Annotated in this window: 21 protein-coding genes and 5 pseudogenes; 12 read left to right on the top strand and 14 right to left on the bottom strand. The window is 34.9% G+C overall.

Going from position 1 to position 24,105, the window contains the following annotated elements; all coding sequences use genetic code 11:
- The first annotated feature begins 395 nt into the window (after positions 1–395).
- The gene (locus ACQKOG_RS03905) at positions 396–1,697 is read left to right on the top strand and encodes a dienelactone hydrolase family protein (RefSeq protein ID WP_427445127.1); all 1,302 of its coding nucleotides are present in this window, start codon (positions 396–398) and stop codon (positions 1,695–1,697) included.
- 388 nt (positions 1,698–2,085) lie between these two features.
- Here the strand turns inward: ACQKOG_RS03905 and ACQKOG_RS03900 are convergent, their stop codons facing one another.
- A complete protein-coding gene (locus ACQKOG_RS03900) occupies positions 2,086–3,540 on the bottom strand; it encodes an alpha/beta hydrolase family protein (protein WP_427445124.1) in 1,455 nt (484 codons plus the stop codon).
- 746 nt (positions 3,541–4,286) lie between these two features.
- Between ACQKOG_RS03900 and ACQKOG_RS03895 the strand changes: the two are divergent.
- Positions 4,287–4,440: pseudogene (locus ACQKOG_RS03895) on the top strand (MarR family transcriptional regulator); the annotation flags it as partial.
- 101 nt (positions 4,441–4,541) lie between these two features.
- On the opposite strand, the gene ACQKOG_RS03890 reads toward ACQKOG_RS03895, so the two are convergent.
- Both ACQKOG_RS03890 and ACQKOG_RS03885 read right to left on the bottom strand, forming a co-directional pair.
- Positions 4,542–6,479 (bottom strand): LTA synthase family protein, encoded by a 1,938-nt coding sequence (locus ACQKOG_RS03890; RefSeq protein ID WP_427445121.1) that lies wholly within the window; start codon positions 6,477–6,479, stop codon positions 4,542–4,544.
- Positions 6,480–7,094: 615 nt separating this feature from the next.
- Entirely contained in the window at positions 7,095–8,627 is a 1,533-nt protein-coding gene (locus tag ACQKOG_RS03885; protein WP_370082540.1) for a thiol-activated cytolysin family protein, read from the bottom strand.
- Positions 8,628–8,799: 172 nt separating this feature from the next.
- On the opposite strand from ACQKOG_RS03885, the pseudogene ACQKOG_RS03880 reads away from it, so the two are divergent.
- The 3 genes and pseudogenes from ACQKOG_RS03880 to ACQKOG_RS03870 all read left to right on the top strand — a co-directional run.
- Positions 8,800–8,871, top strand: a pseudogene (locus tag ACQKOG_RS03880) (YjcZ family sporulation protein); the annotation flags it as partial.
- Positions 8,872–9,096: 225 nt separating this feature from the next.
- Positions 9,097–9,216, top strand: coding sequence for a YjcZ family sporulation protein (locus ACQKOG_RS03875; RefSeq protein ID WP_370082538.1), 120 nt, complete (start codon positions 9,097–9,099; stop codon positions 9,214–9,216).
- Positions 9,217–9,509: 293 nt separating this feature from the next.
- Positions 9,510–9,785, top strand: a complete 276-nt coding sequence (locus ACQKOG_RS03870; RefSeq protein ID WP_370082536.1) for a gamma-type small acid-soluble spore protein — start codon at positions 9,510–9,512, stop codon at positions 9,783–9,785.
- A gap of 599 nt (positions 9,786–10,384) precedes the next feature.
- On the opposite strand, the gene ACQKOG_RS03865 is transcribed toward ACQKOG_RS03870, so the two are convergent.
- Positions 10,385–11,053 (bottom strand): DUF4097 family beta strand repeat-containing protein, encoded by a 669-nt coding sequence (locus tag ACQKOG_RS03865; protein WP_427445117.1) that lies wholly within the window; start codon positions 11,051–11,053, stop codon positions 10,385–10,387.
- A gap of 179 nt (positions 11,054–11,232) precedes the next feature.
- Between ACQKOG_RS03865 and ACQKOG_RS03860 the strand changes: the two genes are divergently transcribed.
- The 3 genes from ACQKOG_RS03860 to ACQKOG_RS03850 all read left to right on the top strand — a co-directional run bounded on the left by ACQKOG_RS03860 (position 11,233) and on the right by ACQKOG_RS03850 (position 12,870).
- Positions 11,233–11,376 carry a hypothetical protein gene (locus ACQKOG_RS03860; protein WP_370083504.1) on the top strand — a complete coding sequence of 48 codons (144 nt, stop codon included), beginning with the start codon at positions 11,233–11,235 and terminating at the stop codon, positions 11,374–11,376.
- Between the two features lie 65 nt (positions 11,377–11,441).
- Complete coding sequence (locus ACQKOG_RS03855; RefSeq protein WP_370083502.1) at positions 11,442–12,200, top strand: MerR family transcriptional regulator; 759 nt, start codon at positions 11,442–11,444, stop codon at positions 12,198–12,200.
- Between the two features lie 13 nt (positions 12,201–12,213).
- Positions 12,214–12,870 carry a GAP family protein gene (locus ACQKOG_RS03850; RefSeq protein ID WP_427445112.1) on the top strand — a complete coding sequence of 219 codons (657 nt, stop codon included), beginning with the start codon at positions 12,214–12,216 and terminating at the stop codon, positions 12,868–12,870.
- Positions 12,871–12,997: 127 nt separating this feature from the next.
- Here the strand turns inward: ACQKOG_RS03850 and ACQKOG_RS03845 are convergent.
- The 8 genes and pseudogenes from ACQKOG_RS03845 to ACQKOG_RS03810 form a co-directional block, all read right to left on the bottom strand.
- Positions 12,998–13,869, bottom strand: a pseudogene (locus tag ACQKOG_RS03845) (transposase); the annotation flags it as partial.
- 598 nt (positions 13,870–14,467) lie between these two features.
- Positions 14,468–14,887 carry an FAD-dependent oxidoreductase gene (locus ACQKOG_RS03840; protein WP_427445321.1) on the bottom strand — a complete coding sequence of 140 codons (420 nt, stop codon included), beginning with the start codon at positions 14,885–14,887 and terminating at the stop codon, positions 14,468–14,470.
- A 30-nt stretch (positions 14,888–14,917) separates the two neighbouring features.
- Positions 14,918–15,364, bottom strand: a complete 447-nt coding sequence (locus ACQKOG_RS03835) for an FAD-dependent oxidoreductase (RefSeq protein ID WP_427445110.1) — start codon at positions 15,362–15,364, stop codon at positions 14,918–14,920.
- A 20-nt stretch (positions 15,365–15,384) separates the two neighbouring features.
- Positions 15,385–15,699 (bottom strand): thioredoxin family protein, encoded by a 315-nt coding sequence (locus tag ACQKOG_RS03830; protein ID WP_427445107.1) that lies wholly within the window; start codon positions 15,697–15,699, stop codon positions 15,385–15,387.
- 112 nt (positions 15,700–15,811) lie between these two features.
- Positions 15,812–16,708: an NAD(P)/FAD-dependent oxidoreductase gene (locus tag ACQKOG_RS03825; RefSeq protein ID WP_427445318.1), complete on the bottom strand. Its 897-nt coding sequence runs from the start codon at positions 16,706–16,708 to the stop codon at positions 15,812–15,814.
- Positions 16,709–16,972: 264 nt separating this feature from the next.
- A complete protein-coding gene (locus ACQKOG_RS03820) occupies positions 16,973–17,359 on the bottom strand; it encodes an Rrf2 family transcriptional regulator (RefSeq protein ID WP_402874854.1) in 387 nt (128 codons plus the stop codon).
- 292 nt (positions 17,360–17,651) lie between these two features.
- Positions 17,652–18,050 (bottom strand): cytidine deaminase family protein, encoded by a 399-nt coding sequence (locus ACQKOG_RS03815; RefSeq protein WP_370083490.1) that lies wholly within the window; start codon positions 18,048–18,050, stop codon positions 17,652–17,654.
- Between the two features lie 181 nt (positions 18,051–18,231).
- Positions 18,232–18,339: a GNAT family N-acetyltransferase gene (locus tag ACQKOG_RS03810; RefSeq protein ID WP_427445102.1), complete on the bottom strand. Its 108-nt coding sequence runs from the start codon at positions 18,337–18,339 to the stop codon at positions 18,232–18,234.
- Between the two features lie 613 nt (positions 18,340–18,952).
- Here ACQKOG_RS03810 and ACQKOG_RS03805 point away from each other — a divergent pair.
- Positions 18,953–19,039, top strand: a pseudogene (locus ACQKOG_RS03805) (carboxymuconolactone decarboxylase family protein); the annotation flags it as partial.
- Positions 19,040–19,369: 330 nt separating this feature from the next.
- On the opposite strand, the gene ACQKOG_RS03800 reads toward ACQKOG_RS03805, so the two are convergent.
- Complete coding sequence (locus ACQKOG_RS03800) at positions 19,370–20,008, bottom strand: NAD(P)H-dependent oxidoreductase (protein WP_370083486.1); 639 nt, start codon at positions 20,006–20,008, stop codon at positions 19,370–19,372.
- Between the two features lie 240 nt (positions 20,009–20,248).
- Here ACQKOG_RS03800 and ACQKOG_RS03795 point away from each other — a divergent pair, with 240 nt between their 5' ends.
- A complete protein-coding gene (locus ACQKOG_RS03795; RefSeq protein WP_427445099.1) occupies positions 20,249–20,740 on the top strand; it encodes an RrF2 family transcriptional regulator in 492 nt (163 codons plus the stop codon).
- A gap of 199 nt (positions 20,741–20,939) precedes the next feature.
- Here ACQKOG_RS03795 and ACQKOG_RS03790 read toward each other — a convergent pair.
- A pseudogene (locus ACQKOG_RS03790) lies at positions 20,940–21,099 on the bottom strand (tautomerase family protein); the annotation flags it as partial.
- Between the two features lie 489 nt (positions 21,100–21,588).
- Between ACQKOG_RS03790 and ACQKOG_RS03785 the strand changes: the two are divergent.
- Both ACQKOG_RS03785 and ACQKOG_RS03780 read left to right on the top strand, forming a co-directional pair.
- Positions 21,589–22,026, top strand: coding sequence for a prolyl hydroxylase family protein (locus ACQKOG_RS03785; protein ID WP_427445096.1), 438 nt, complete (start codon positions 21,589–21,591; stop codon positions 22,024–22,026).
- A 1,285-nt stretch (positions 22,027–23,311) separates the two neighbouring features.
- Positions 23,312–24,076 carry a peptidylprolyl isomerase gene (locus tag ACQKOG_RS03780; RefSeq protein ID WP_427445093.1) on the top strand — a complete coding sequence of 255 codons (765 nt, stop codon included), beginning with the start codon at positions 23,312–23,314 and terminating at the stop codon, positions 24,074–24,076.
- Positions 24,077–24,105: the final 29 nt, after the last annotated feature.

Raw genomic sequence — 24,105 nt, 5'->3', positions numbered from 1 at the left:
CAAAGGAATGAATAAAGGATGTTAGCCTAAAACCTTCGCATCCTGCAAAAACGGCTAACTGACCTGCATCGGTAAAACGCCACGTCCTGTGGCATTACCGAAATGACCGACATCGTGTCGGCCCTCGTGCAGGCCTGGGCACAATTCAAAATCCGGACACATTGTTTATCGGTAGCGAAAGCAAAGCGACAGCTACTAATGTTTACTGCGCGAAAGCGGAGCGTCAGCGGCAATTACGCCAAGGCGAAATTGATCTTACGGTAAGCATTTGAGCTTACCGTTTTTTGCATCTTATTGGCTTATAAATACAACTTACCGTTTTTCCATATACATCCTTTCATCTGTTTATTATGATAATTTCATAAAAATTTTTCCAATGAGGTGAAGGAACGACTATGGGAATTTTACTATTATTAATAGCTGTGATTTTCGAGATTGCTTTTGCAATCTACTGCATAGCAACTAAGCAAAACCATAAAAAATTAAAGAATTGGATTAGGATTACTGTATTTATTGTATTTGTGATACTCACTGTTTCATCGGTGATTGTCTGGAGTTTTTGCTGGATAATGCTTGCTATCCTACTTTTCTTATTAGCCGTATATGGGACAGTATCTCTTATCCTTAAGAAAAAGAATATCAAACAATACAAAACTTCTACCATTGTGTGGAAGTCCATTATGATGATATTGATATTTGTCTTTGTACTTTCAGCTGTCATTATTTTTCCACAGTATCAATCACCAAAAGTGACAGGAGAATATGAAGTCGCAACCGCTACTGACACATATATTGACAAGAGCCGTATTGAGGAGTTTTCTGACAAGGGGGACAACAGAATTGTTAATGTGGAATTTTGGTATCCCAAAAACGCAGATGGAACATACCCTCTATTAGTATTCTCACATGGAGCATATGGTATCAAGACAAGCAACAGTTCTACTTATACTGAGCTGGCAAGCCACGGTTATATAGTCGTTTCCATCGACCATCCTTATCATTCCTTCTATACTCGTTCAGAGGATGGGATAGTAACTATGATCAGTCCAGATTTTAAAAATGAAGTCGAAAATACGAATAAAGGTCTTTATTCGAACGAAGAACGGTACAATATCATTCAAAAATGGATGAAACTACGAACAGACGATATGAATTTTGTCATTGATACAATACTTACAAAAGCTAAAAGTGACAATGACCCTATTTATCAACATATCAATACAGAGAAAATTGGTGTGTTTGGGCACTCAATGGGAGGTGCTGCAAGTGTGTTGCTAGGTAGAGAACGCGATGATGTAAGTGCAGTAGTAAATATCGATGCCCCTTTCTTTAGTGAACTTATTTATAACAAAGCTGATGATAATTTTATGGCAAGCAGCAAAGCCTACACAACCCCTCTTTTTAACATTTATTCAGACGATGTTTGGCGTCAACTGAATCGTACTCCTGTTTATGTAGCGAACAAACTCAATAATAAACAGTTCGAAGGAGCATATACTACTCATTTTAAAGGGGCAAAACATTTAAGCTTAACCGATTTACCGCTTTTCTCCCCTATACTTGCAAATATTCTACAAGGAGGAAAAGCCGACATTGATAAATATTACTGTATTGAAACTGAAAATGAACTAATCCTTAAATTTTTTGACTTTGAATTAAAGGGAATCGGCCATTTCGCTCCCAAAGAGACATATTGAACACAAAGTTTTTTTCGTCGTTATATAGGATACGGCGCCCCCTGTCAAATACTTGTATACATTTTAATAGAGGAAGCCCATTGACAAAGTCTAATTGGGCTTCCTCTATCGAACTACTCTTATTAATGTCTTGTAGTGAAACTTATTATTATGCGCCAGTGCTCAAGCTTTTCTAGACCAAATTACAAATTGGAATCAAAATGTATTACACGGCATTTTTTGAATCACAAAAAAATAGATCACTATCCGTATAACACTCTTTCAGACAATTAAGATAGTAAAGACTACTTTCTTGTCTGACCTCACTTTCATCCCATGTCTAAAGACTGGCTACACCCCTGCAAGGTCTTTCTCGGTCGAAAAATCTGTAACTGCCTTTTTGTTTTGCTCATAGTCCTGTTGTCCAACTAACGATTCCCAAGGTCGTGTGGAGCCAGTCGAAGATTGTCTGATGAAGCAAACGCATTGCGCCCATATGGCAGTGTTCACCTGCACCATCAGCGTTCCGCATCACGACATGCTTATGCGGAGCTTTTAGCTCGGACGCAAGCTTACTTGCCTGCCCCTTGAACACAAGATCGTTCTCTCCCTCTAGAATTAGAGCAGGGGACTTGATTTTATGCATGTCTTCGGTGGTGAGAGCAAACTGCTCGCTCTTACGGATGTATTCCGGTTCATTCGAAGCGCCAAACACCCATACACCATTCTGCAGTGCCCAACGAGCGTAGGTGTCGTGTTTCTTAATCCATTCGAGTACGGGTATCGCCTGCTCATCGTATCCGGCTTTGATCCACTCTACGAGGAATTCCGGGAGCGGAGGATAAGTCGCGAAAAAGCTCGTCAAACCGTCGTCAAGCACGATCGCTGCTGGACGATGATCAAAAGCCGCTGTCCGAGCGCACAGATATCCACCCATGCTATACCCAAATAGCACAATTTTGGACTTGTCGACCTCAGGACGTGTCTCAGCGTAATCCATTACAGGACCGAGTACCGCTTCCCAGTCCGGACGGTAGGGCACTTTCTTCTCGCGGATCATGCGACCCGTACCGGGACCGTCATACAGGATCACGTTGAAACCACGCCGCAACGCGGCTGCGCCAATGACGTAGTAGCCTTCCTCTGTCGTTGAGTCAAATCCATTAGTGTAAATGATCGTCGGCCGGGGTTTCCCACTGTCGTCCACGAGGAGCAGGTATCCGTGGAGCTTATCTTCGCCGTAAGGGATGGAGATCTCCTCGAAGGGGCCATCCAGCAGTTTGCCCGCCTTCACAAATGCCTCGCGAGAAAGACCGAACAGCTCGAGAACGTGCCGATCGTTTATTGGATCTTTGCGACGGTAAAATTCAGCGCTACGATAGTAGGCTGAAGCACGCAAGAATGCCTCTCGTGCGCTAATCTTGTCTCCATGCTCGAAGGAATCTTTCCCGCGTACATAAATTCTGTCTGCGATAGCTTTCCACTCCATCATCCATGCTTCTTCATCACCTTCGGGGATTGCCGCAGCGGTCAAGAACACTTCGTTTAGATCAGCGCCGTTGTCAACTGCGAATCCAGCTGCACGCAACGTTTCGAAATTAAATGATTTATCTTTGAAAAAAAAATTCTTTACAAAAGCTTCCTTTTGACAATCAATTTCCTTTTTAGTGGATGGTTCATACATCGAAGCATTTACTGGGGTTGTATACACCGGAAATACTGAGGATGGTACATACCTCCCAGCATTTACTGGAGCTCCATATGCCGGAGATACTGCTGATGGTGCATAAATATGAAGTGTTGGTTTCATAAAGCTAACTGGGTATTCATAATACCAATAGTGCTTGAGATATTGGTCGTACATGTTCTCCCCCTACTTTCCAAATATTTTTCTCATGTTACTCTATCAATTATGCCTCGGCGTCATTGCGTCCGAAATCAGCTTTGCACTTAGGCATGCAAATGTTTTTTGTGCGAAAGCGCAGTGTTAACGTAGCGGCAGCAAAAGATGTTTTTTGCGCGAAAGTGTAGCTACAGCGGCACCGATGCAGGCCAGTTAGCAGTTATCGCATGGATGCGATTTAGGCTAAAATCCTTTATGAACTCCTTGCCGATTTCCGTGACATCCGCCGGAGGCTTTAACTTCTTTCAGCGAATGTTTGAACACCTGCTGAAAAGTAAGTTTAAACCCGCTTCATCTCACAACTATAGGAATGGGAGACTTCGTACCTTTCGCTATGCTTTCGGTACAGAAAATAATTGTAACTGCCGTCGCACTTTCAATACAAAAAAATATTGCTGAAAGAAGTTAATGAATAGGTTAATATCATGCACAGTTTATGAAATTGGGATAGAAAAGTGTTAGGTAGGTGCCTACTCTTTAATAAAAAACAGCTCAACCTTAAAATAAGTCTTTTAAAGTACTTTGTGTAAACTGCTCAAGCTGAAATACTCTCTATTACTTATTTAATCTTTTCGAGTGTAACTATAAGTAAAGTTTAATCAAATACACCTCATAAACCCTTAATTTACGATAAATTAAAAAGAACCCCTTTGAAAAAAATTATTCAAAATGGATTCTTATCCAGCAGATTTAAGTTTCAGTTTTATAAAGTATACTGTATCGAATGTATTGAAAAAATGTAGATCCCAACGTGACAAAACTTACAGAGTCCTTATAGGAAGTGCCATAAGTAAAATAGCTAAGAAACTCATGGAAAAAGGCTTAATCAAAAGTTTTCAGAAACCAAACAAGAGGCTGGAATAAAACTGGTCAAAACCTTAAAAAGCGCGGGAAATCAATTTTAGAAACATTGATTTCCCGCGCTTTTCTGATGTAAAATTTCCTAATTCCGCTGTAAAAGTTTACTTATCTTTCGAGTAATTATACTTAGAACGATCAACCGGAGTATAATCTGTTGGCGTATAGAATCTCAATAAGTCACCATTCACAACTTTATCAGATAATTCTAATTTACGATCTACATTATTTTTAAGAGTTTTCGCATACTCTAATTGATTATCATCTAGTAGTAAACCTGTTTTATTATCATAAAATTTCCCATTAACCGAATAAATAGTAGGACTGACAAAACCGCCATTTCTAAATGGTACAACTTCATCATGGTCTTTTGATAATAAGTCGGAACCAAATTGAACAAATTTTTGCGTATCAATTCCTAGTAAATGTAATAACGTTGGAAGAAGGTCTGTTTGGCCACCATAAGTATGGTTAGTTCCACCTTGCATTCCTGGAACATGGATAAATAATGGTACGCGTTGCAAATTAGCATTTTCATATGGTGTAATTTCTTTTCCAATGACTTGTTCCATCGCATCATTATGATTATCTGAAATACCGTAATGGTCACCATAAAGAACAATCATCGAATTATCATATAATCCTGATTCTTTTAATTGGTCGAATACTTGTTTGATCCCTTCATCTGCATAACGTGCTGTTTGGAAATAATTATCTACACTTGAATCTCCAGTATTAGCTTTATCAATTGTAACTAAGCTTTGATCCATTTTATATGGAAAATGGTTCCCTACCGTAATTAATTTCGTATAGAAAGGTTGTGGTAACGAACTTAACATACTTTCAGATTGTTTAAAGAATGGTTTATCTAACAATCCGTATTCAGCCATGTTTTCTGAAGAACCCGTGTCATAATAACTAGCATCAAAGAAGTGCTCGAATCCAAATGATTTATAAATCTCATTTCGATTCCAGAAGCTTCCGTTGTTACCATGGAATACAGCAGATGTATAACCATAATCTTTTAAAATACTAGGGGCTGCTTGATACGTATTTTGTGCTTTTGTAATATAAGCAGATCCTTGTGGTAATCCAAATAAAGAATTTTCCAGCATAAATTCTGCATCGGAAGTTTTACCTTGACCTGTTTGATGGAAGAAATTATCAAAATACAATGTATTCTTATCTTTTGTTAATGAATTTAAAAATGGTGTAACTTCTTCACCGTTTAACTTATAGTCGATAAGGAAGTTTTGGAATGATTCTAAATGTAAATAGATAACGTTCATTCCTTTTGCTTTACCAAAATATTCCGTATTAGGTTTGGCGTAGTTGGATTTTGTATAGTTCATCACTTCTGTAATATCACTACTATCCGCCAAAGCTCTCTGTGAAGATGCTTTCATCGTTTCTACTGAATCATAAATCGTATAGTTATACATTCCGAGATATTTCACAATATAGTTTCTATCAAAACCTCGAGTTAATAGTTGCGGACGATCAGCTTCAGCTAGTCCTAAATTTAGGATTGATATTGCTAATGCAAAAGTAATGATTGCCGTTGCTTTTTTATATCCAAAACGATTGCTATCTTTTTGTATTTTTCTTGAGAATCGTAAGTAAAACATTACGAATACATCCACAAAGAACAAGAAATCATAAGGCTTTATTAAAGTAAGAACACTACCACCTAAATCTCCGAAGTTCTGCGTTTGGGTAACTGTAGGTAATGTAATGAAATCACTAAAAAATCGGTAATATACAATATTGGCATATAAAAGAATAGACATCAGAGTATACACTACAACTAGTGATGTATATTTTCTCTTTCCTCTAAATAAAAATGATATTCCTAGAAACAGCATTGCTGAACCTAGTGGATTTAATAGTAAAAGGAAATGTTGAAGGAATCCTTCTACTCCTAGTTTAAATTGTGCTGTTTGAGCGATGTATGTTTTAATCCATAACATTAAAACAGCTAATAAATATATCCCTAAAAATTTGTTTAATAGGTTATCTTTTTTACTTAAAAAATTTTTCATTTTTGCACCTCGTTTACTTACTTTTAAATCTAGATGTATATTAACTTAGATTATAAGTATATATTGCATTCAAAATATATTATTTCACAGTATCTTTTTCGTAGCTATTGTATACTACTCCCCATATAGACTTCTGTCAAGTTGTAAAATATAATTGCAGACAGCTAGTACATTTCTCCCTACTAGTGTAAATCACCTTTCGTAAAAAACCTCCGCATATGCGTTTTTCAACTAACATTTACGGGGGATTTTAAACCATAAGAATACCTCATTATTTTCAACAATAGCAATTTTAAAACACAATTTTAGTTTTAACAATTAAATTTGGTTACATGAAACTTATAATTTTGTAAGCTTTAGTTTCAATAAATTTAAACAAGAGTTATTGAACATTTAAGGTTAAATATATCTCGGAGTAAATCTTTTGATAATAAATCGAGTATTAAATTCATATTCAGTTCATAGAAAAAAGGGATTACCATTATGGTGGAATTGCACTCGGTAGAGTCATTGGTGTTCATAAATCCGGCTAGATGTTTGAGGAAATAAAAACGGCGGAAGTTCTTGTGTAACAAGAGCCTCAGCCGTTTGTTTTTCCAGGGCGGAAGTTTATACCTAATTAATATTACCTGTTGGGTATAATGTAGTTCCTCCAATTGAAACATTTATTTCATTAGATAATGGAACATTGTATTCATCAATAATCGTTCTCCACCATTCCCATGCAAGACCTGTACATTCTCTTGCATAAATTCTTATATTTTTTGAATTAGGCGGAAGTGGTATTACTGTAGAGAAATGAGCTGTTTTGTCTTTCCAGCTTCCATCCCACGTTTTATGGGTTAGTACTTCTTTCCCGTTTTCATCATATGAAAATTCATCCCAAGCTACTTCAAATTGAGCAACATATGCACCATAATGATCAAGGATGATTTTGCCTTTAGAATATTCTGTAGCTGTCGTCTCGATATAATCTGTATTGTTATGGACAGCAGCAATTGAATTATCCTTTAAGAAAACACTTGTATAGGATATTGGGTATGCTGGATTTTTAAGACTAAATTCTGCATTATCCTGAATTATTTTTCTAATATCATTAAAGTCTTTTGAGACAACCTGGTTATGCTTTTGTGAATCTCCACCTAATACTACAGCAGTAAAGGAACTTTCTTCAAAAATATCTTTGTACTGTCCACTAGTTTCTACATTAGTATTGACATCCTTCAGTAAGGCTTTAAAAGCAGCTTGTACATCCTTACTCTTAGAGTTTGTTTCTAATTTCACATAAATTGTTCTGCCATACGCTACATTTGATACCATAACGGGAGGAGCATTATTACTTACCCCTTTACGAGTTAACTCTTCAAAAGAAACACTATCATCAAAAAGGTCTGATGGATTGTTAGGTTGTTCTGCACTTACGGTATAAAATATTTGTTTATATGCCGCAACCATCACTTTTTTCTCTCCACTCGCAATTGCATTAAAGTCAATTCCCAGAGAATTATCAAGAACTTGGGCGTTAACATTCAGAGCGCTTGCTATTTGAGATTTGCTATAAACCATAGATTCTGAATATTGTAGTCTTGCAGGTAAAGTATGGGTTGTTGAATATTTTTCACTCCAATTAGATACTAATTCATCTACTGCTCCAGATACATTACCATATGTTGGGTTTTCCACAGTCACAGTATTTTCCCTTTTCATGCCAGGTAAATCTATGCTAATATTTAGCGGTTTTCTTTTGGCCACCAATAAACTAGGTTGATTGTCCACAAAAGCTTTGTTGGCAAGTTGTAATGCTCCTGGATATGTACGATTCGCCATAGAGTCGATAATTGAAATATCTACCGGTGAAGTTGTAAGTGATTTTTTGTTACGTTCAACCACTATAAATTTATCATTTGAGTTAATACCTTCTTTTGGGACAAAACTATCAACCTTGTCACCATTCACCGCTAAAACTTCTCTGTTATTGTAGTTCAAGTTTGCTATACCAGTATCAATGTCATTAGAGTTGCTTTTTTCACTAGCTACATTAGGATCAAGTGTTGCAGCAAAGGAAATAATCGGGTAATTAATGATGCATAAACTAACAGATAAACATACTAGAATTTTTATTACTTTAAAATAATTTCGAATTCCCAAAAAACCACTCCTTTTTTAGGAAATTATACCACGAAATTAATTTTTAAAATACAGTAGTTTAGTTTCATACCCAACTTGCCGAAGAGTATATATAGTAAAAATAGTATATTCTAATTTCCGATTTTAACTACTATAGACTTAACAATTACTGTGTGACATCTAAGATTATGGTGGCTCATCATTCGTTCTAATTGTCGTTCCATTTATTCTTTTAATTATTATCGGCGCTACTTTCTTGTATTAATCTAAAGAGCCATTGTTAATACCTATCACAAATAGCGAGAATAATGGGTAAAGCTTATTTAGCTTTAAATCACCTTATTTAAGGGTCACTTTTACAAGAGTGACCTCTTTATCATTAAAATATTTGAAAATTATTTTTAAAATTAAATTTTGTAAGTAGATAAATATCGCAATCCCTTTTGAAAACTTTACATATTATAAAATTATAGAGAGGAGGGAAATTACTATGTCTGAATACTATGGTAGTGGTAGTGGTTATGGCACAGGTTCAGCATTTGCGCTAATTGTTGTTCTATTCATTCTTTTAATTATTGTAGGCGCTACTTTCATGACTAAAGGTTATTAATACCTAACACCGCCTATAATGCTCATAACTATTGTAAGGTAATACTAATTATACCTTTCACCTTCGAATCGGTACTAAGGGTCACAATCCTCCGGTGACCCTTTAATATTTCCTCTTTCAATATCATTCTCAACCTCCCAAGACATAATAAAAAGCCAAACTTTATGTGACTAAGTTTATAGTTCTCATTATGATCTTTAATTGTTTAAGTCTTTTACTTTTAAATACAACTCCATGGTTGAAAGTTATATATCAAAGATGATACCGCTATTAAATAATGCTTGGAGAAATCCATGAATAACAACAACCAAAACTTTAACAAAAAAACCCCAAATGCAATGAACTCGATGAACCAAGAATTTGGGAATGAGACTGATGTTAATCAGATTAAACAACAAATCCAACAAGCAGAGGCTAACAAAAAACAAGCTTCTGGAGCAATGAATTCGATGAACCAAGAATTTGGGAATGAGACTGATGTTAATCAAATTAGACAACAAATCCAACAAGCAGAAGCTAACAAAAAACAAGCTTCTGGTCGATATGGAAACGAAAACGGTACAAAATAAGTTAAATTATCATCCTCAACCGGCACCCTTTTTTTCCGTTTTTTTCTATCTTTCTCATCATCCCTATATCAACCCGAAGAATATTAATTTTTCTGTTTACTTTAGTATGGTTAAAATAAAATTTTTGTAATGCCTATCCGTAACGAACTCGCCGTAAAGTTTTATTATTTATTATTTTTTTATATTGTAATGTTTTTTACATACTCATTAGCTTCGGGATAGCCTGCTTCCACCATTAGCAGACATTTTTTAATTCATATTGTTTTACCAATAGCATGTATTAGGCTATCGAACTTTATACAATATCCAATTTTCAATTAACGAGCGTGTTTTAAAGACTTTTACTTATCTATACATGGAGTATAACACCCTTTCAGACAATTAAGATAAGTAAAAGCTACCTCTTGTCTGACCTCAACTTTCATCCCATGTCTAAAGACGACGGGCTACACCCTGCATGGGCTTTCTCATTCGGAGCTAGGTCAAATCAATTTCATTTAAATTTATCACTTACACTTATAGTGTCCTCTACAAAACGCACTTCATTCAAAGGTCTCATGTTATTTAACTATGCATTAACTTTGAAGAAGTATCCGTATTTATTTCAATGATATATTTCCTGAAGAGGTTTCCAACTGCACTTCATAATCTCCAGTCCCAGACGTTCCTTTTGTTTCTTTTTTGCTTTGTTGTTTATCATTTAATACAATGCCAACTGAACGTCTTCCGCTGTTAGATTTGAGAAGGAACGTGGCATTAGGTTCATCCTCATTCAATGCAATGTCCACTTTTCCACTTGTTGTAGTAACGTGAACCTCACTATGAAAGTCAAGGAAGTCAAGTTTTACGCTACCACTGCTACCATTAACTTGGAGATCATGCGTTTGCAGATTCTTTCCAACGACGTTACCAGAAGAGCCATTAACAATGATTTCCCCTTTGAATTCAGTAGGAACTCGAACTTCCAAATGAGGCATCCGCCCGATTTTAAACAGACGGCTTATATCATTTTTTAATCGAATCGTTAATTTTCGTTTCCCTTTTTCCATTACAATTCCCGGACCATTGTCATATAAAAATAAGTTGGCCTCCAATTCTTCTATATCCGCTGATACTACATCTAAATTGACACTTCCATTTTCTATATAAATGCTATCTATATCTTTAAGGGAAGCCATTTGAATGTCTTCGCTTTCCTCCCCTCCCACACAGGCACTTAAAAACATTATAGTAAGAATAACCGACATAACTATACAGTATTTCTTCATATTCACCACTCCTCTCTTTGGATACCATTATAGAAGCTGACCCCTCGTCAGTTTCAAGGTTTCTATAAATTAATTAATAAAGGTAAAAAACCTTGAAGCTTACGTTACGTCATTTTGTATACTGTTAAGTAACTACTTTTTGCAATATCTAAATAAATTAGAAAAATAAGGAGGATTAGATGAAACAGGGAGATATAATTATTTATGGATGTGTCATTATAGGTGCTGGTATTGGACTGGCTATGGATCATGCATTTCCTGGTGTACTGATTGGCTTGGGAGCAGGGTACTTACTTAAATCTCTTTCTAGTAAAGAAGAATAAAAGTGGAATGAATAAAACAGTTGTTAACAATAAGGTATTAACGTACAGGAAGGTAGGTTTATCAGTTGATACACATTAACAAAGTGGCAGAGCTGACAGGTGTTACAGTAAGAACACTGCGTCACTACGATAAAATCGGATTATTAAAACCAACATCCAAAACAGAAGGTGGTCATCGTTTATATACGAATAATGAAATAAAAAAACTACAGCAGATTCAATTTTTAAAAAAGATTGGATTTCGCTTAAATGAGATTCAGAACATGCTCGCTTCTAGTGATTGGGATTGGTCGGATAGTCTAAAGAGTCAATTATCTTTTGTCATAAACGAACAGGAAAACTTAAAGAAAATAGAGCAGTCTTTACGGGAATTGATACATGGAATTGCTATAGAAGGTGAAGAAAACTGGGTTGCGATTCAGAAGATCATGCAATTATCCAGTAAAGATAAAGAAATACAGCAGAATTATCGAGAATCTATATTTAAAGAAAGAGAAATAAAGCTATGGAAAAAGGTTCCCAATATGACAAGTGACAGTTCTGATTCACTGGAATGGATTGCTCTGATAGGTCAGTTAAAGCGTTATATTAAGGACGGTCCTAAATCAACCAAAGTTCAAAATATCATTAGAAGAATGGATGAAAAGCGTTTAGAGGAATTTGATGGTGAGGATGAATTTTTAGATAAGCTGTGGGAAATAAGGATGTCGCAAAAGCAGTCAGAGAAACTGGGATTATATCCGATTGATCAGGATGTACTTGAGTTGTTGAACGAGGCATATGTAGTTTTTATAGCTGAAAAGAATAATCCTCAACCGGAATAAGGGGGAAAGAACAGTGAGTACAGAACTACTTCTCCTGATAGGAGGTTTGGCTTTACTGGATACGTTAAGCCCTGCCACATTAGGGGTAACGGTATATTTACTTTTAACAGATAAAGAGAAACTTAATAAACGTTTATTGATTTATTTATTGACGGTTGCAGGATTTTATTTTGCTGTTGGAGTTTCATTCATGTTAGGATTAGGTTTTTTGCTTGAGATTATTTCTGGCGTATTTCAAAATCGAATTGTAAGCTGGATAGTCTTTATTATTGGAGCAATTTTGTTCATCGCAAGTTTTTATGTTCCAACAAAGGAAAATTCAGACCTGCCTTCTCCAAAATCAAAAAGCATTCTTTCAATTGTAGCTCTTGGATTCACTACTTCATTAATTGAAGTAGGTACGGCATTCCCTTATTTTGCAGCAATTGGAATAATGACTACTTCTAATCTATCATGGATGGAATGGTCTTCTATTTTAGCTGGATACAATTTTATCATGGTGATGCCTTCTCTCTTGCTGTTTCTCTTCTATCTCCTGTTTGGTTGGAGGATGCAAAAACCTCTTAAAAAACTTCGGGTAAAAATAGCAAATAATACAGGGTCAGCCCTTTCTTGGATAATGTGTATTGTTGGAATCATCCTAATTTTCAATAGCCTGGATTACTTGTAGGGCGTTAAATAAAATCCCCTTAAAAATAAATAAAAAGAATCCGTTTTGAAAAAAAGATTGATCAAAACGGAGGGCACTGAAAAACTTACGTTTTCATAAAAGCGAACCTTATTTCTGTCTCTATTCCTTATTCATTTTCGTTTAGTAGCTTTAATATCCGTTTCAAATTGACAGCGAATATCGTTGTAGCACCTTGAATTCCCATGCCAAATAGACCCGCTGTCGATGCCGTATCGTACCCGTGTCCGTTTTTTAATTCACTATTCTTCGCTTCTACTTTGTAGCGATTTGCGGCTAATTACTTAAATGCTTCCGTATTTTGAAATGCCTCTTGTTCGGCATGTGTATCCGACTTAATTGTGACAGAATACGTTTTACTTTTTGCGCCTTCTTTATAACAGCCCTCTCTCATTGGACATACTTTGCATTTTTCAATATCAAAATAATATGTCTGACTTTGACTCTTACTCGTTCCTTTTTTACCCGTACGTGCTTTTCTTGTCGCGAGATGGCCAGCCTTACAAACAAACATTCCAGCATCTTTATTAAACTCAAACTTGTCTTCTTCTTTTCGTGGTCCTTGTGTAAGAATAGGATTCAACTTTACCACAAGGGCGATTTTCTCTTCTTTAGTATATTCGATATTTGCCTTTTCAGAGTAAGCTGCGTCTCCAATAACTGTATTAATTTTCATACCTGCTTGTGTGCTTTTTTCAATTAATTCTTGAAGATATTTCCCATCACTTTTTTCACCTGTTGTAATGACAGCCGCTGTAATAATACGTTCATCACTCATCGCGATATGTGTCTTGTACCCAAAGAAAGAAGATTCCACCGTCTTATGCCCTTTTCGCGCATCCGCATCAGAAGAGTAATTTAGATGTTCTTGAAAATTTCTACGACTTCTTTTAAGACATTCAGCTTTTCTTTGACAGCCGGTATTTGTGCAATTTGTGGTTCCTTTTCAATGACTGAAATGACTCCCTTACAGTAAGCTAATTGATTCTTCACAAGGAAAGCGTGACTAAAATAATAGTTTGATACATTGCGTTGTTTGGAGAAGCATCGCTCGACTCCTGCGGGAAAGCGAGCGGAATGCTTCGGAAAACAACAGTAGAGTCACAGTGCCAAATGAAAAAAGCGAGGTATTCAACGATTTAATCGTTGAATACCTCGCAATGTGAGAAGATATGGACTTTTTCAGTGCCCTCATCAAAACGGATTCTTTCTTTGTGAAGTATTGTTCAATTTTTATAAAAAAGTTTAATCATTTTATACTGTTGCTCTTCAACGGAAAAAAATTTCAGTTAAATGAGGTTTATAGAGGTTTATTCAGCTATAAGGTAATCGAGCGATTGTATTTGCTGAAAATGATGAAATACCAATCAACGAAATTAAAACAGTGCATTGCATTGGCACTTACTTATCATACTCGAAAGCATCTACCAATGCTCGGGATACAATGAATAGCTAATATTCGGGAAATGAGCAGTAAAAATCTTGCCAACAAAAAAATCCTTGGTTGGCAAAACGAATCCTCCCCTTAAGCAACTTCTTTACTATGTCTTACAAAATTGCACTTATAGTTCATTACTATTTAAAACTTTTCAATCGAAATATCTGAATTAATAGTCATTGCTACCTGTATACCTGTTGCTTCTGAAAGTACGATTTCCGTTGGCGCAGGCTGAGCAGCATCACCAGCTGAATAAACATTTTTTTCCGAAGTTCTTCCAAAATGGTCAACAACAATTAATCCGTGCTCATCAAGATCACAAGTCAATCCTTGACCAATTATATTTGTTGTGAAATTGGACGGTGTAATAAAGCCCGCTTCTCTTTCTACCTCTATTCCATTTTGAAAGACTACGCTCCTCAAAATCCCATTATCTCCTTTTACTTCTTTAATTTTTTCAGTAATTACGTTTATTCCCTTTTCTTCTAACTCTCTTCTTTCATTTTCTTTTATTTCATTACCGTTTGTTGCCACGATTAAATCATTTGATAGATTGTGAATTATTTTGGCCGTTAGCGCAACGTCCCTTGTTTAATTTATATAAATCAACTTTTTATCCTTTAACTCCCAACCATAACTATATGGAGATCTAAAAATACTTTTATTGTAATATTGCTCGAAGTCGGGAATATCTGTCTGTATTTTAGCATCATCTGTCAGAAGGATTTTTTCAGCAAGAAAGCTCTCTCCATCTTCAGCATAAATTTTAAAAAGCTTATTGTCTGATTGTTTAATGACCCTAACATTTTGACTAACGATGGAATGAATATTAGGATATTGATTTAATTTTTCTTTTGCTACTTGCATGAATTCGATAGCAGCATTTCCATTTCTGGAAATACTCTCTTGAAGCTCGAATGCAAAGTGGTCATTATTTGTATCAAACAATGCTACTAAACGATTCGCTCTACCTAGCAATAATGCTGCATTTAATCCTGCAGGTCCTCCACCAATAATTGCACACTCAAGAATCTCCATGTTTTCCCTCCTATTTTAAATCAAACTCCAATAATTTGCTTTAGATTTTCTAAAGGAATATATCCAACAATTGGTTCATGTAATTTATTATGAATAATCAAACGAGAATGAGGGATCCCTAGTACCTGGTATTCCGCTGCAAGTTCTAGGCTTTTATCAACATTCACCCTTAAAATTTCCACCTTATCACCGCGTTCTTCATTGAGTTGGTTAAGAACCATTCCGAACATTTTACAAGGGCTACACCACTCCGCCCAAAAATTTATTAACACAATCTTTTCAGTTTTTAAGTGTTCTCCTAATTCTTGCTTTGTTGTTACATGAGTAATTGACATAACTTTTTCCTCCTCCGCGGAAATCAAAATCTTAAAGATATAATCTAAAACTTCTATCCCCCTTTCAATGAACATTAAAGGCATTTAATATCTGTAATTAATCTAAAATTTTTTAAATTGTACTATCGAAAACAACTGCCATCGCGGTTTTATATCCTTCAGCAGCAGCAACTATTAACGAAGACTGACCTAGTTTAGCTGTCTCCCCCGCTGCATAAACATTTTCCTGTAATGTACGCCCCGCTTCATCCACAACAATGCTACCATTTTCATTTAGTTGACAACCGAGCTGCTCTGCAAATCGGTTTGGACGCACAAAATTAGGTACAATAAATCCTCCAACTCTTTCGATTTCAAGTCCTGAATTAAACACTACTTTGTTTAAATAACCATCCACACCCTTTAAATGTTGAATAGGTTCAGTAATAACAGTTATATCTTTTCTTTGTAGTTCATTCAATGTCGAATTAGAAAGTTCATGACCATTTGTGGCTATTACTAAATCTTTTGACCAGTTATAGATAAGTTTTCCTTTAAACAGGGTTTGTTCTTCATCTTCTGAAATTATAATTAGAGGCTTATCTCTTAATTCCCACCCATCACAAGTTGGGCAGCTGAATAAACTTTTTCCATAGTAATTTCTCATATCCGGAATCAGCGGGAATTCTTCTTGAACACCCGTTGCCAAAATAATTCTCTCAGCAACATACTCTTGATCTTCTAACGTCTCAATTTTAAACAAACCCTTTGATTGTTTTGTTATATTCATAACCGTGTTTTGATAAAAATGAACTGATGGGTATTTTTTTACATCATTCAAAGCTATTTCTTTAAACTCTGCAGGTTTAATTCCATCACGTGTAAGAAATCCATGTGATTCCTGAGTCACGCGATTCCGATTTGTTCCATTATCAAATAGAACGACTTTTTTTCGAGACCTTCCTAAAATCAAACTTGCATTTAGCCCAGCGCCACCTGCACCAATAATTGCACAATCAAATAATTCCATCATGAAACTCTCCTTCATAAGTTGTTTAGAGTACATATTGTTTCGTTAAAAATTTTCATTTCGGTATATCACAACATGCATTCTAGCTCAAATTAAAGTTTAAAACAGAATGATTTTAAGCTATAATCACTTGAAAATTTATAGAAGTACAAAACCAAGAGCTTAGAGTGTAAAATTTCTAAGTTCATTAAGTTTATTTACAGACTTAAGAGACTCTTTATATCTCTGATTGTGCAAAAAAATAATGGTGGACTAAATCCACAACTATTTTTTCACCAGATCCGATATTTTTCTGTTTCTTAACTCATTCTCTAGTGTTTCCTCTGCAGATAGCATTACTTCTTTTATTACACACTTAGGATCGTTATATAAACAACAATCAAACAAAGACGATTTGCCTTCAATTGCATGTATTATATCTAAAAATGAAATATCTTCCCAATTCTGACTAAGTGTATAACCACCATTGGCACCAGATGCAGAATTAATCATTCCCTCTTTTACTAACTTAGTTAAGATTTTAGACAAATACGTTGGAGAAACATGTTGCATTTCAGCTAATTGTTGGACACCTACTGGTTTATCCGGTGTTTCCTTTGCGAGAAAAAGCATTGTGTGTAGTGCATAATTAGTAGCTTTAGAATATTTCATTACTGTTATTCACTCCAATAAAAGACTTTACATATCCATAATAGCATTGAATTTAAGTTATTTCAATATTTGTGTCTTCATGTTGGAAAAAGGATGTACTATTTCAGCCCTTTTGATATTAATTATCTAACTGGGTGTTTTATGTTTAAACAAGTAAGAAAAGTAAGTTAAATCCGCTGCATTCAGTCCATGAAGGATACCAACATAGTGTTCTCCCCCGAAAGCGCACTTTTTGCTAGGCTTTTACTTTTAAATCGATAGCAAGTAAACATAAAGTTTCAAACTTGACCAATTACCATTCCCTACCTCGATTGGTTTTCCAGTCATACGGCAAAATCTCTTTCAATAAAACAAACCTGTCATTTTCAACCTCTACAACAGCTTCTAAATTTTCTTTTGAAAGCTGACTGATCAACTCACGGCAGCGTCCACATGGTGGAACAGCATTTCCTTCCGAGTCAACTGCTACAAAAGCTTTTATTTGATATTCGCCATTTTTCAACATATCTGCGACCGCCGCATGCTCTGCACAAAAACCCATGGAACAAGCTGTATCTATACTAATCCCTGTATAGATATTACTATCTACGGTTTCAATCGCTGCACCAACACTTCCGTACTGAACAAAATCATTTAATTCTGTAGGTGAAGTAACCGCAGCTGCAATCTTTTTTAATTCTTTATAATTCATAAGTATAGGCTCCTTTTCTAGAAACATGAAATTACCAGACGAAACTATTTTTCTTGTAAATGTGTATGGAATGAAAATTTCTCGTATAAACCTTGGACCATTGATTTTTACCCGAAACGTATAAACTTAGCCAATCAATATTTGGCCCTACTTGAGAAAAATCCTGTGCCCGCTGCATTAGCTACTTTCCTACACCTTTACTTCGATGGTCTGGATGAACACCAACATTGGCAATATAGCATACATCGTTCTCTGATTTATAGTCAAATAAGTATAGCACAATGGACATTATTTTAAGTACATTCCATTTTCCAAAACTTTTGGAGCTCCTCCACGGAAATTAACTTGTTAGGCAAAAACCCAATCGCTATTCTCGTTCATAATCACATTCTTCCTTTATCTACTATTGCTTAATTAAAAATGAACAGATCTGTGTATAGAATAAAAAATAAATCCCAATAGCTAAAGTGAATTAATTATGCACCAATAGTACCCCTTAACTTAAGATAACCTAATAAATCTATCTTGCCATTTTCCCATTTTAAATTGCCCACTTCTTTAACCATAAGTTCATTTATAATTTCATGTCCTATTCCGTAAGTCGTTTGATTTTCATCGTCTATTTTTAACCATGTACACTCATTATTAACAGACTTAAATCCTGCATGTCCTCAATACGATCCGCAAATCGAATTAATGACTACTAAATGAATTACAACATAAATGAAAAAGGGTAAGACAAGTGATGGAATGAATTATTTTTAATAGTAGTAAATAAATTAGAAACTAGAAAAAACACAGACTATATTGAGTACATAAACTTTTCAACTACTAAATGCTAATTACTAATTCATAAATTTTTCTTTTACGAGAAAATTAAATAATAAAATTTCGGATTTTTTAAGGAAATTATTGCTTTGATAACACATATGGCCTTCTATGTTGGATGGCCTAAAGCAGCTACAGCGTTAATACTGAGTAAAAAATGACCATATGGTAACGCTTTAAAAGCGTTCATTTAACAGAGAATGCTAATATGTGTAATCTAAATTATAGAAAATATTTTACTGTATTAAAGCAACTGTACCTTATTTAATAAAGGAGAGGATTCAGCAATTATTAATGTTGGAAGTGTAGCAGGTATAATCTGCTAGGCTCCTCCGTCCCATACGCAACCAAGGAACTAGTAAACTCAATTCTTTTAAGTACGTGTCAGAAATCCAATTCGATTATAGTCAAATATTTACGTGGGAGTAAAAAGAATATCCGCCTTTGCTTTTAAAAAAATCAGCGCCCTTTAGGTCGCTGGTTTTCCTAGTTTAGAAAGATTGTGAGTTAATATAACCTACTAATGCTTTTTCAGTTGATTTCATTATTTCTTCTTTGTCGTTAGTAGACATGTCTAAGCCTTGAGCACGTATTAATTTCATTTGGTTAATCCCCATCATGTGCAGAACTCCGCGCATATATTGTGGCGCAAAATCTAAATTTACATATCTGTAATTAGTATCAGATTCACTTCCACTCGTAAGGATAAATGTGACCTTAGTAGTTTCGTCTGACATTAATCCAACTGAACCAGTTTCTGTGTATTTGAATGTTTCTCTTGCTGTAAGAATATTATCCAGATAGTCTTTAAACTTTGCAGGTACATTCCAATTGTGCAAAGGCATATAAATATAAATATAGTCTACTGACTTCCATTGTTTAATTAATTTATATTGTGCTTCATGTTTTTTTAATCGTTCAGCAGTCATTTCTTTAGGATTTGTAAAATTTAAAGTGTCAGCAGTAACTTGCGGGATAAAATTATTTGGATCGTAAACGTTTAATACTTCGATTGTTCCTTGACCATTTAATTTTCCTTGTAAAGTTTTTAATCCAACATCTGCTAAGCGGTTTGCTGCTCTTTTTTGATTGTTGTAATCAGGATGAGTCATTAACTGTAAAATTTTCATTGTTCCACCTCTATTAATTTGATTATTTTTGTAGCCCCAGTCTTTTTCTAATTTACTCTTAAACACGTTTTAATTAAAGACTAAATTAATCGACGATTAACACAATCCATAATATATGTTATATTTATTTTTGTCAATTAAGTAAACTTACCAAAGAAGGAGGTTTCATTTATTTGACTAGTACTCTAAATCCTCTTAAGATACAATTGATAATACTTTATCAAAAGTAGGTGAGTTTATATGCAATATAGTGTTGGAGTTGAATATGCTTTACATTGTTTGGTCTATTTAATTGGTGTTCCTTCCAAGGAAAGTGTTGGGATTAAGGATTTGGCAGAGTTCCAAGGACTTTCTGAGACATTTCTTTCAAAAGTTTTCGGTAAATTATCTAAGGCTGGCATTGTAAGTTCTGTCCCCGGTGTAAAGGGTGGATATAGGTTATCTAAGTCCCCTGAAGAAATTTCCTTTTGGGATGTAGTTGAAGCAGTTGAAGGTCCTAAGCCTATTTTTCAATGTAAAAATATTAAAGATAATGGATATTTGTATAGAGAAAGCTGCTGTTCAGCTCCCACCTTTTGTACCATCAATTTAGTTATGCTCTCCGCTGAAGAAAAAATGCGTGATGATTTACGTAGTAAAACACTTTCATGGTTAAATGAAGAACTTGAAAGAGTATTACCTAAACAAATACGTGAAGATACTCGGAAATATTTTTCGAAGAGCAACAAATAAAACAAACCTTTCTTAAATTCCTTTAAATGAGGAATTAAGTGAGGTTTTTTCTTAGTTCAAGGAAATGTTCTTTCACTATTACACCCACTCCTCAACTAATCTGCCCGTTAGCAATCCATGAAGTTCATAATCAGCGCTTCATCACAGAAAATGAAGATGGTTCAGAACCATCAATACTGATTCTACGGCTACGTATCGTAAAAAATTGATTAGATAGATAAGGAAAAAACATTTGAAAGTAACAATCTTCAGGAATTTCGAAACATTCGATTAACGAACAGTGACTACTATTGCTCACCTTTTTTTAATTCTTCTTTATTCGAAAGACATTCAGGGTAATAAACGATAACAAATGGCATATCTCTCATTCTCTTTTTAGTTGTAGTGTTTTTGAGGTTAATTGCTATTGTAAAATACATAAAACTTCATAATCAGAGAGGCTGGGACAAAAGTATTTCAGCCAACAAAAATACCGAACTATCCACTAAAACGCTCATGAAATGTTTCGGAATAGTTCGGTTTTTCTATTTATCGTGTTTTGTTAATTTAGAGATTATTCGGCTTTATGAAAGAATCTGTTAGTTATGTCTTAGCCTCTTTTTCAAAGCATACAAAAAGAAAAAACGACATACAATATGCCGTTTTTCAAAATTGATTTTATAACTTTCATTAAAACGGTGCAAAAACCCACACAGCTACTGAATCAACAACCGTTTATAGGGTGCTATCCTTCACTGATCTCGCCAGAAACTTGTCAATCTTTGATTAATTTGGCTTGTGGTCAGTTAACACCAGCAACCGTGGTAGGTCAATCCGGGTTAGAAGTTTCTGAAATAAGGGTTTCAGATTTGGCTTGGTTTAGCCATGATCATAATGAAGTTGTACAAAGCGTATGTAAACAAATCGCAGAAATTGTTGAGCAACCGATTCATTACGCGGAAACTTTACAAGTAGCTCATTATGGAGTAGGCGGGAAATTTGAGGCTCATTTGGATTGTTATGATTTAACAGAAGAAGCATATAAAACGTTTCTTGAGCGTTCAGGGCAACGGTTATATACTGCGCTCTTATATTTGAATGATGTTGTCTCTGGAGGAGAAACATATTTTCCGAATTTAAATATCGAAGTTTCTCCGACAACTGGAACGTTATTAGTTTTTGAAAACTGCCAACCAGGTACATCTATTCCTGACCCGCAATCATTACATGGATCAAAAATTTTACAGGATGGGGAAAAGTGGATTGGTACACTTTGGTTTTGTGAGCGACCAAAATATCAAGTATGAACCTCTCCTACATTATAGAAAAAACTTCTTACGCTATGTTAAAATCAAGAAAGAAGTCGCTTAGTATTATTCTCTAAACATAGAGTTTGAGTTCCTGCGAAGCCATATAGAGACTTAGAAAAACGGAAAAACCCAATAAAAACCTTGATTTTACAAGGCTTTCCGCGGGTTAGATTCCTTTTCTTTGACTTAGTTTCCGCTAGTGTTACGACACAAAATCGTGTTCCTTTGGAATGTCGGTTCGCCCCCCGACCATCAGTATTACACTTAGATTTTTTGTATCCTTTTTTATCTAAAGATTTTCTGTACGATTGTTTTTTTCTAATCAAGAATAAGCATTTCGAAACCTTCTCATATACAAAAAATTTTCTTTGTTTCATTCTTCCAGAGTGCCAAACGCCAACAAATGAATCTTTTTAAAACACACTATTATCGCACATGCTATCCCTTTAAAAATCTTTTATTGTTCAGAAAAAATATTACTCACACTGTAACAACCTTATTCTTTAAATTCGATTTTCTAGGTAATCCACTATGCAAAACCTGATATTACAACATAGTTATAGTAGTGTTAAGCAAATTAGTTTAGCTCCACACTGCACCTTAAAATTTATTGGCTTCGGGTCACTGTCCCAAGTGACCCTTTTAAATTAATTAGATCACAAGGTATCCCTCATTTTTCTAATTCTTCAATTTGCTATTTTGCCATTTCTCTAAAGAGGTGGCTCTTTCTCATCCTTCCACACATGTTTTTATCCCATAACACATATTGATTTCGGGATTGCAATCTGTTGCATTGCATCGCCCCACATTGTTATTGCACAACGCTACCCATAACCAATATATGGTTAATCCCTAGTTTTAGGTGGTATATTGTTTGATGTTATATGACTTAGCTTTCTGGCCAAATTCTAATGAATTGTTAAGGTTTTCTTAAGGTACTGTTTATATGGAGATAATCTTTCTCTGTAAAAATAATTATAGAAATAGAAATAGAAATAGAAATAGAAATAGAAATAGAAATAGACTTTGTTTTACAACTGCAACAACAAGAAGTTAGGAGAGAATTCCATGAAAAAAAACAGTATTAACATTCACACTCGCAGCATCAGTTCTTGCATTAGGTGCTTGTAGTAATGATTCAGCAACTAAGGACGAAGTAATCGCTACTTCTAAAGTTGGAGATATCACTCAAAATGATTTATATGAAGAAATGAAAGCATCTACGGGAGAGCAAGCATTTCAACTTCTAATAATTAAAAAAGTACTTTCAGGGAAATATAAAGTGACAGAAGATGAAGTAAACGCTCAATTAGAAGCTGACAAAAAGCAATTAGGCGATGACTTCGAAACCTTCATTGCACAACAAGGACAAACAGAATCTTTGTACAAAAAATCCCTAGAACTTAAATTGATGCAAGAAAAGGCATTAGTTGAAGATGTGGAAGTAACAGAAGATGAAATTAAAGCTGAATACGAAAATATCAAAAATGAAATCCAAGCTCGTCATATAGTAGTAAAAGATGAAGAGACTGCTAAAAAGGTGAAAGCGGAACTTGAAACTGGAAAAGATTTTGCAAAAGTTGCAAAAGAGTATTCTATTGAACAAGCAGCACAAACAACTGGTGGGGATTTAGGTTGGTTTAACAAAGCAACTAATATGGATCAACAGTTTTTAGAAGGTGCTTTCGCATTGAAAAAAAATGTTATCAGCGATCCAATTCAATCTAGCTTTGGCTATCATATTATCGAAGTGACGGACAAGCGTGAGATTAAAGAATCATACGAAGATAAAAAAGCCGAGCTTGAAAAGCAATTAAAACTAGCAAAAGCGAATACTTCAACACTATTAACAAAAGTAGCGAAAATGATAAAAGATGCTGATATCAAGATTAAAGATGAAGATATAAAAACAGCGTTAGATGAGTTTTTAGCTGCTGCTGAAACAAATACAACGACTGAAGATGCAGATACATCAACAGAAGAAAGAAAGAAAGTAAATAATTATTCATACAAAAAGCGTAAGGGCTTAAGCTTTTACGCTTTTTAATGCTTTAAGAAATAATAAAATCTATTGCA

The organism is Lysinibacillus sp. NPDC093216 (assembly GCF_050280325.1).
Taxonomy (GTDB): Bacteria; Bacillota; Bacilli; order Bacillales_A; family Planococcaceae; genus Lysinibacillus.
This window is presented reverse-complemented; position numbering and strand designations above follow the sequence as displayed.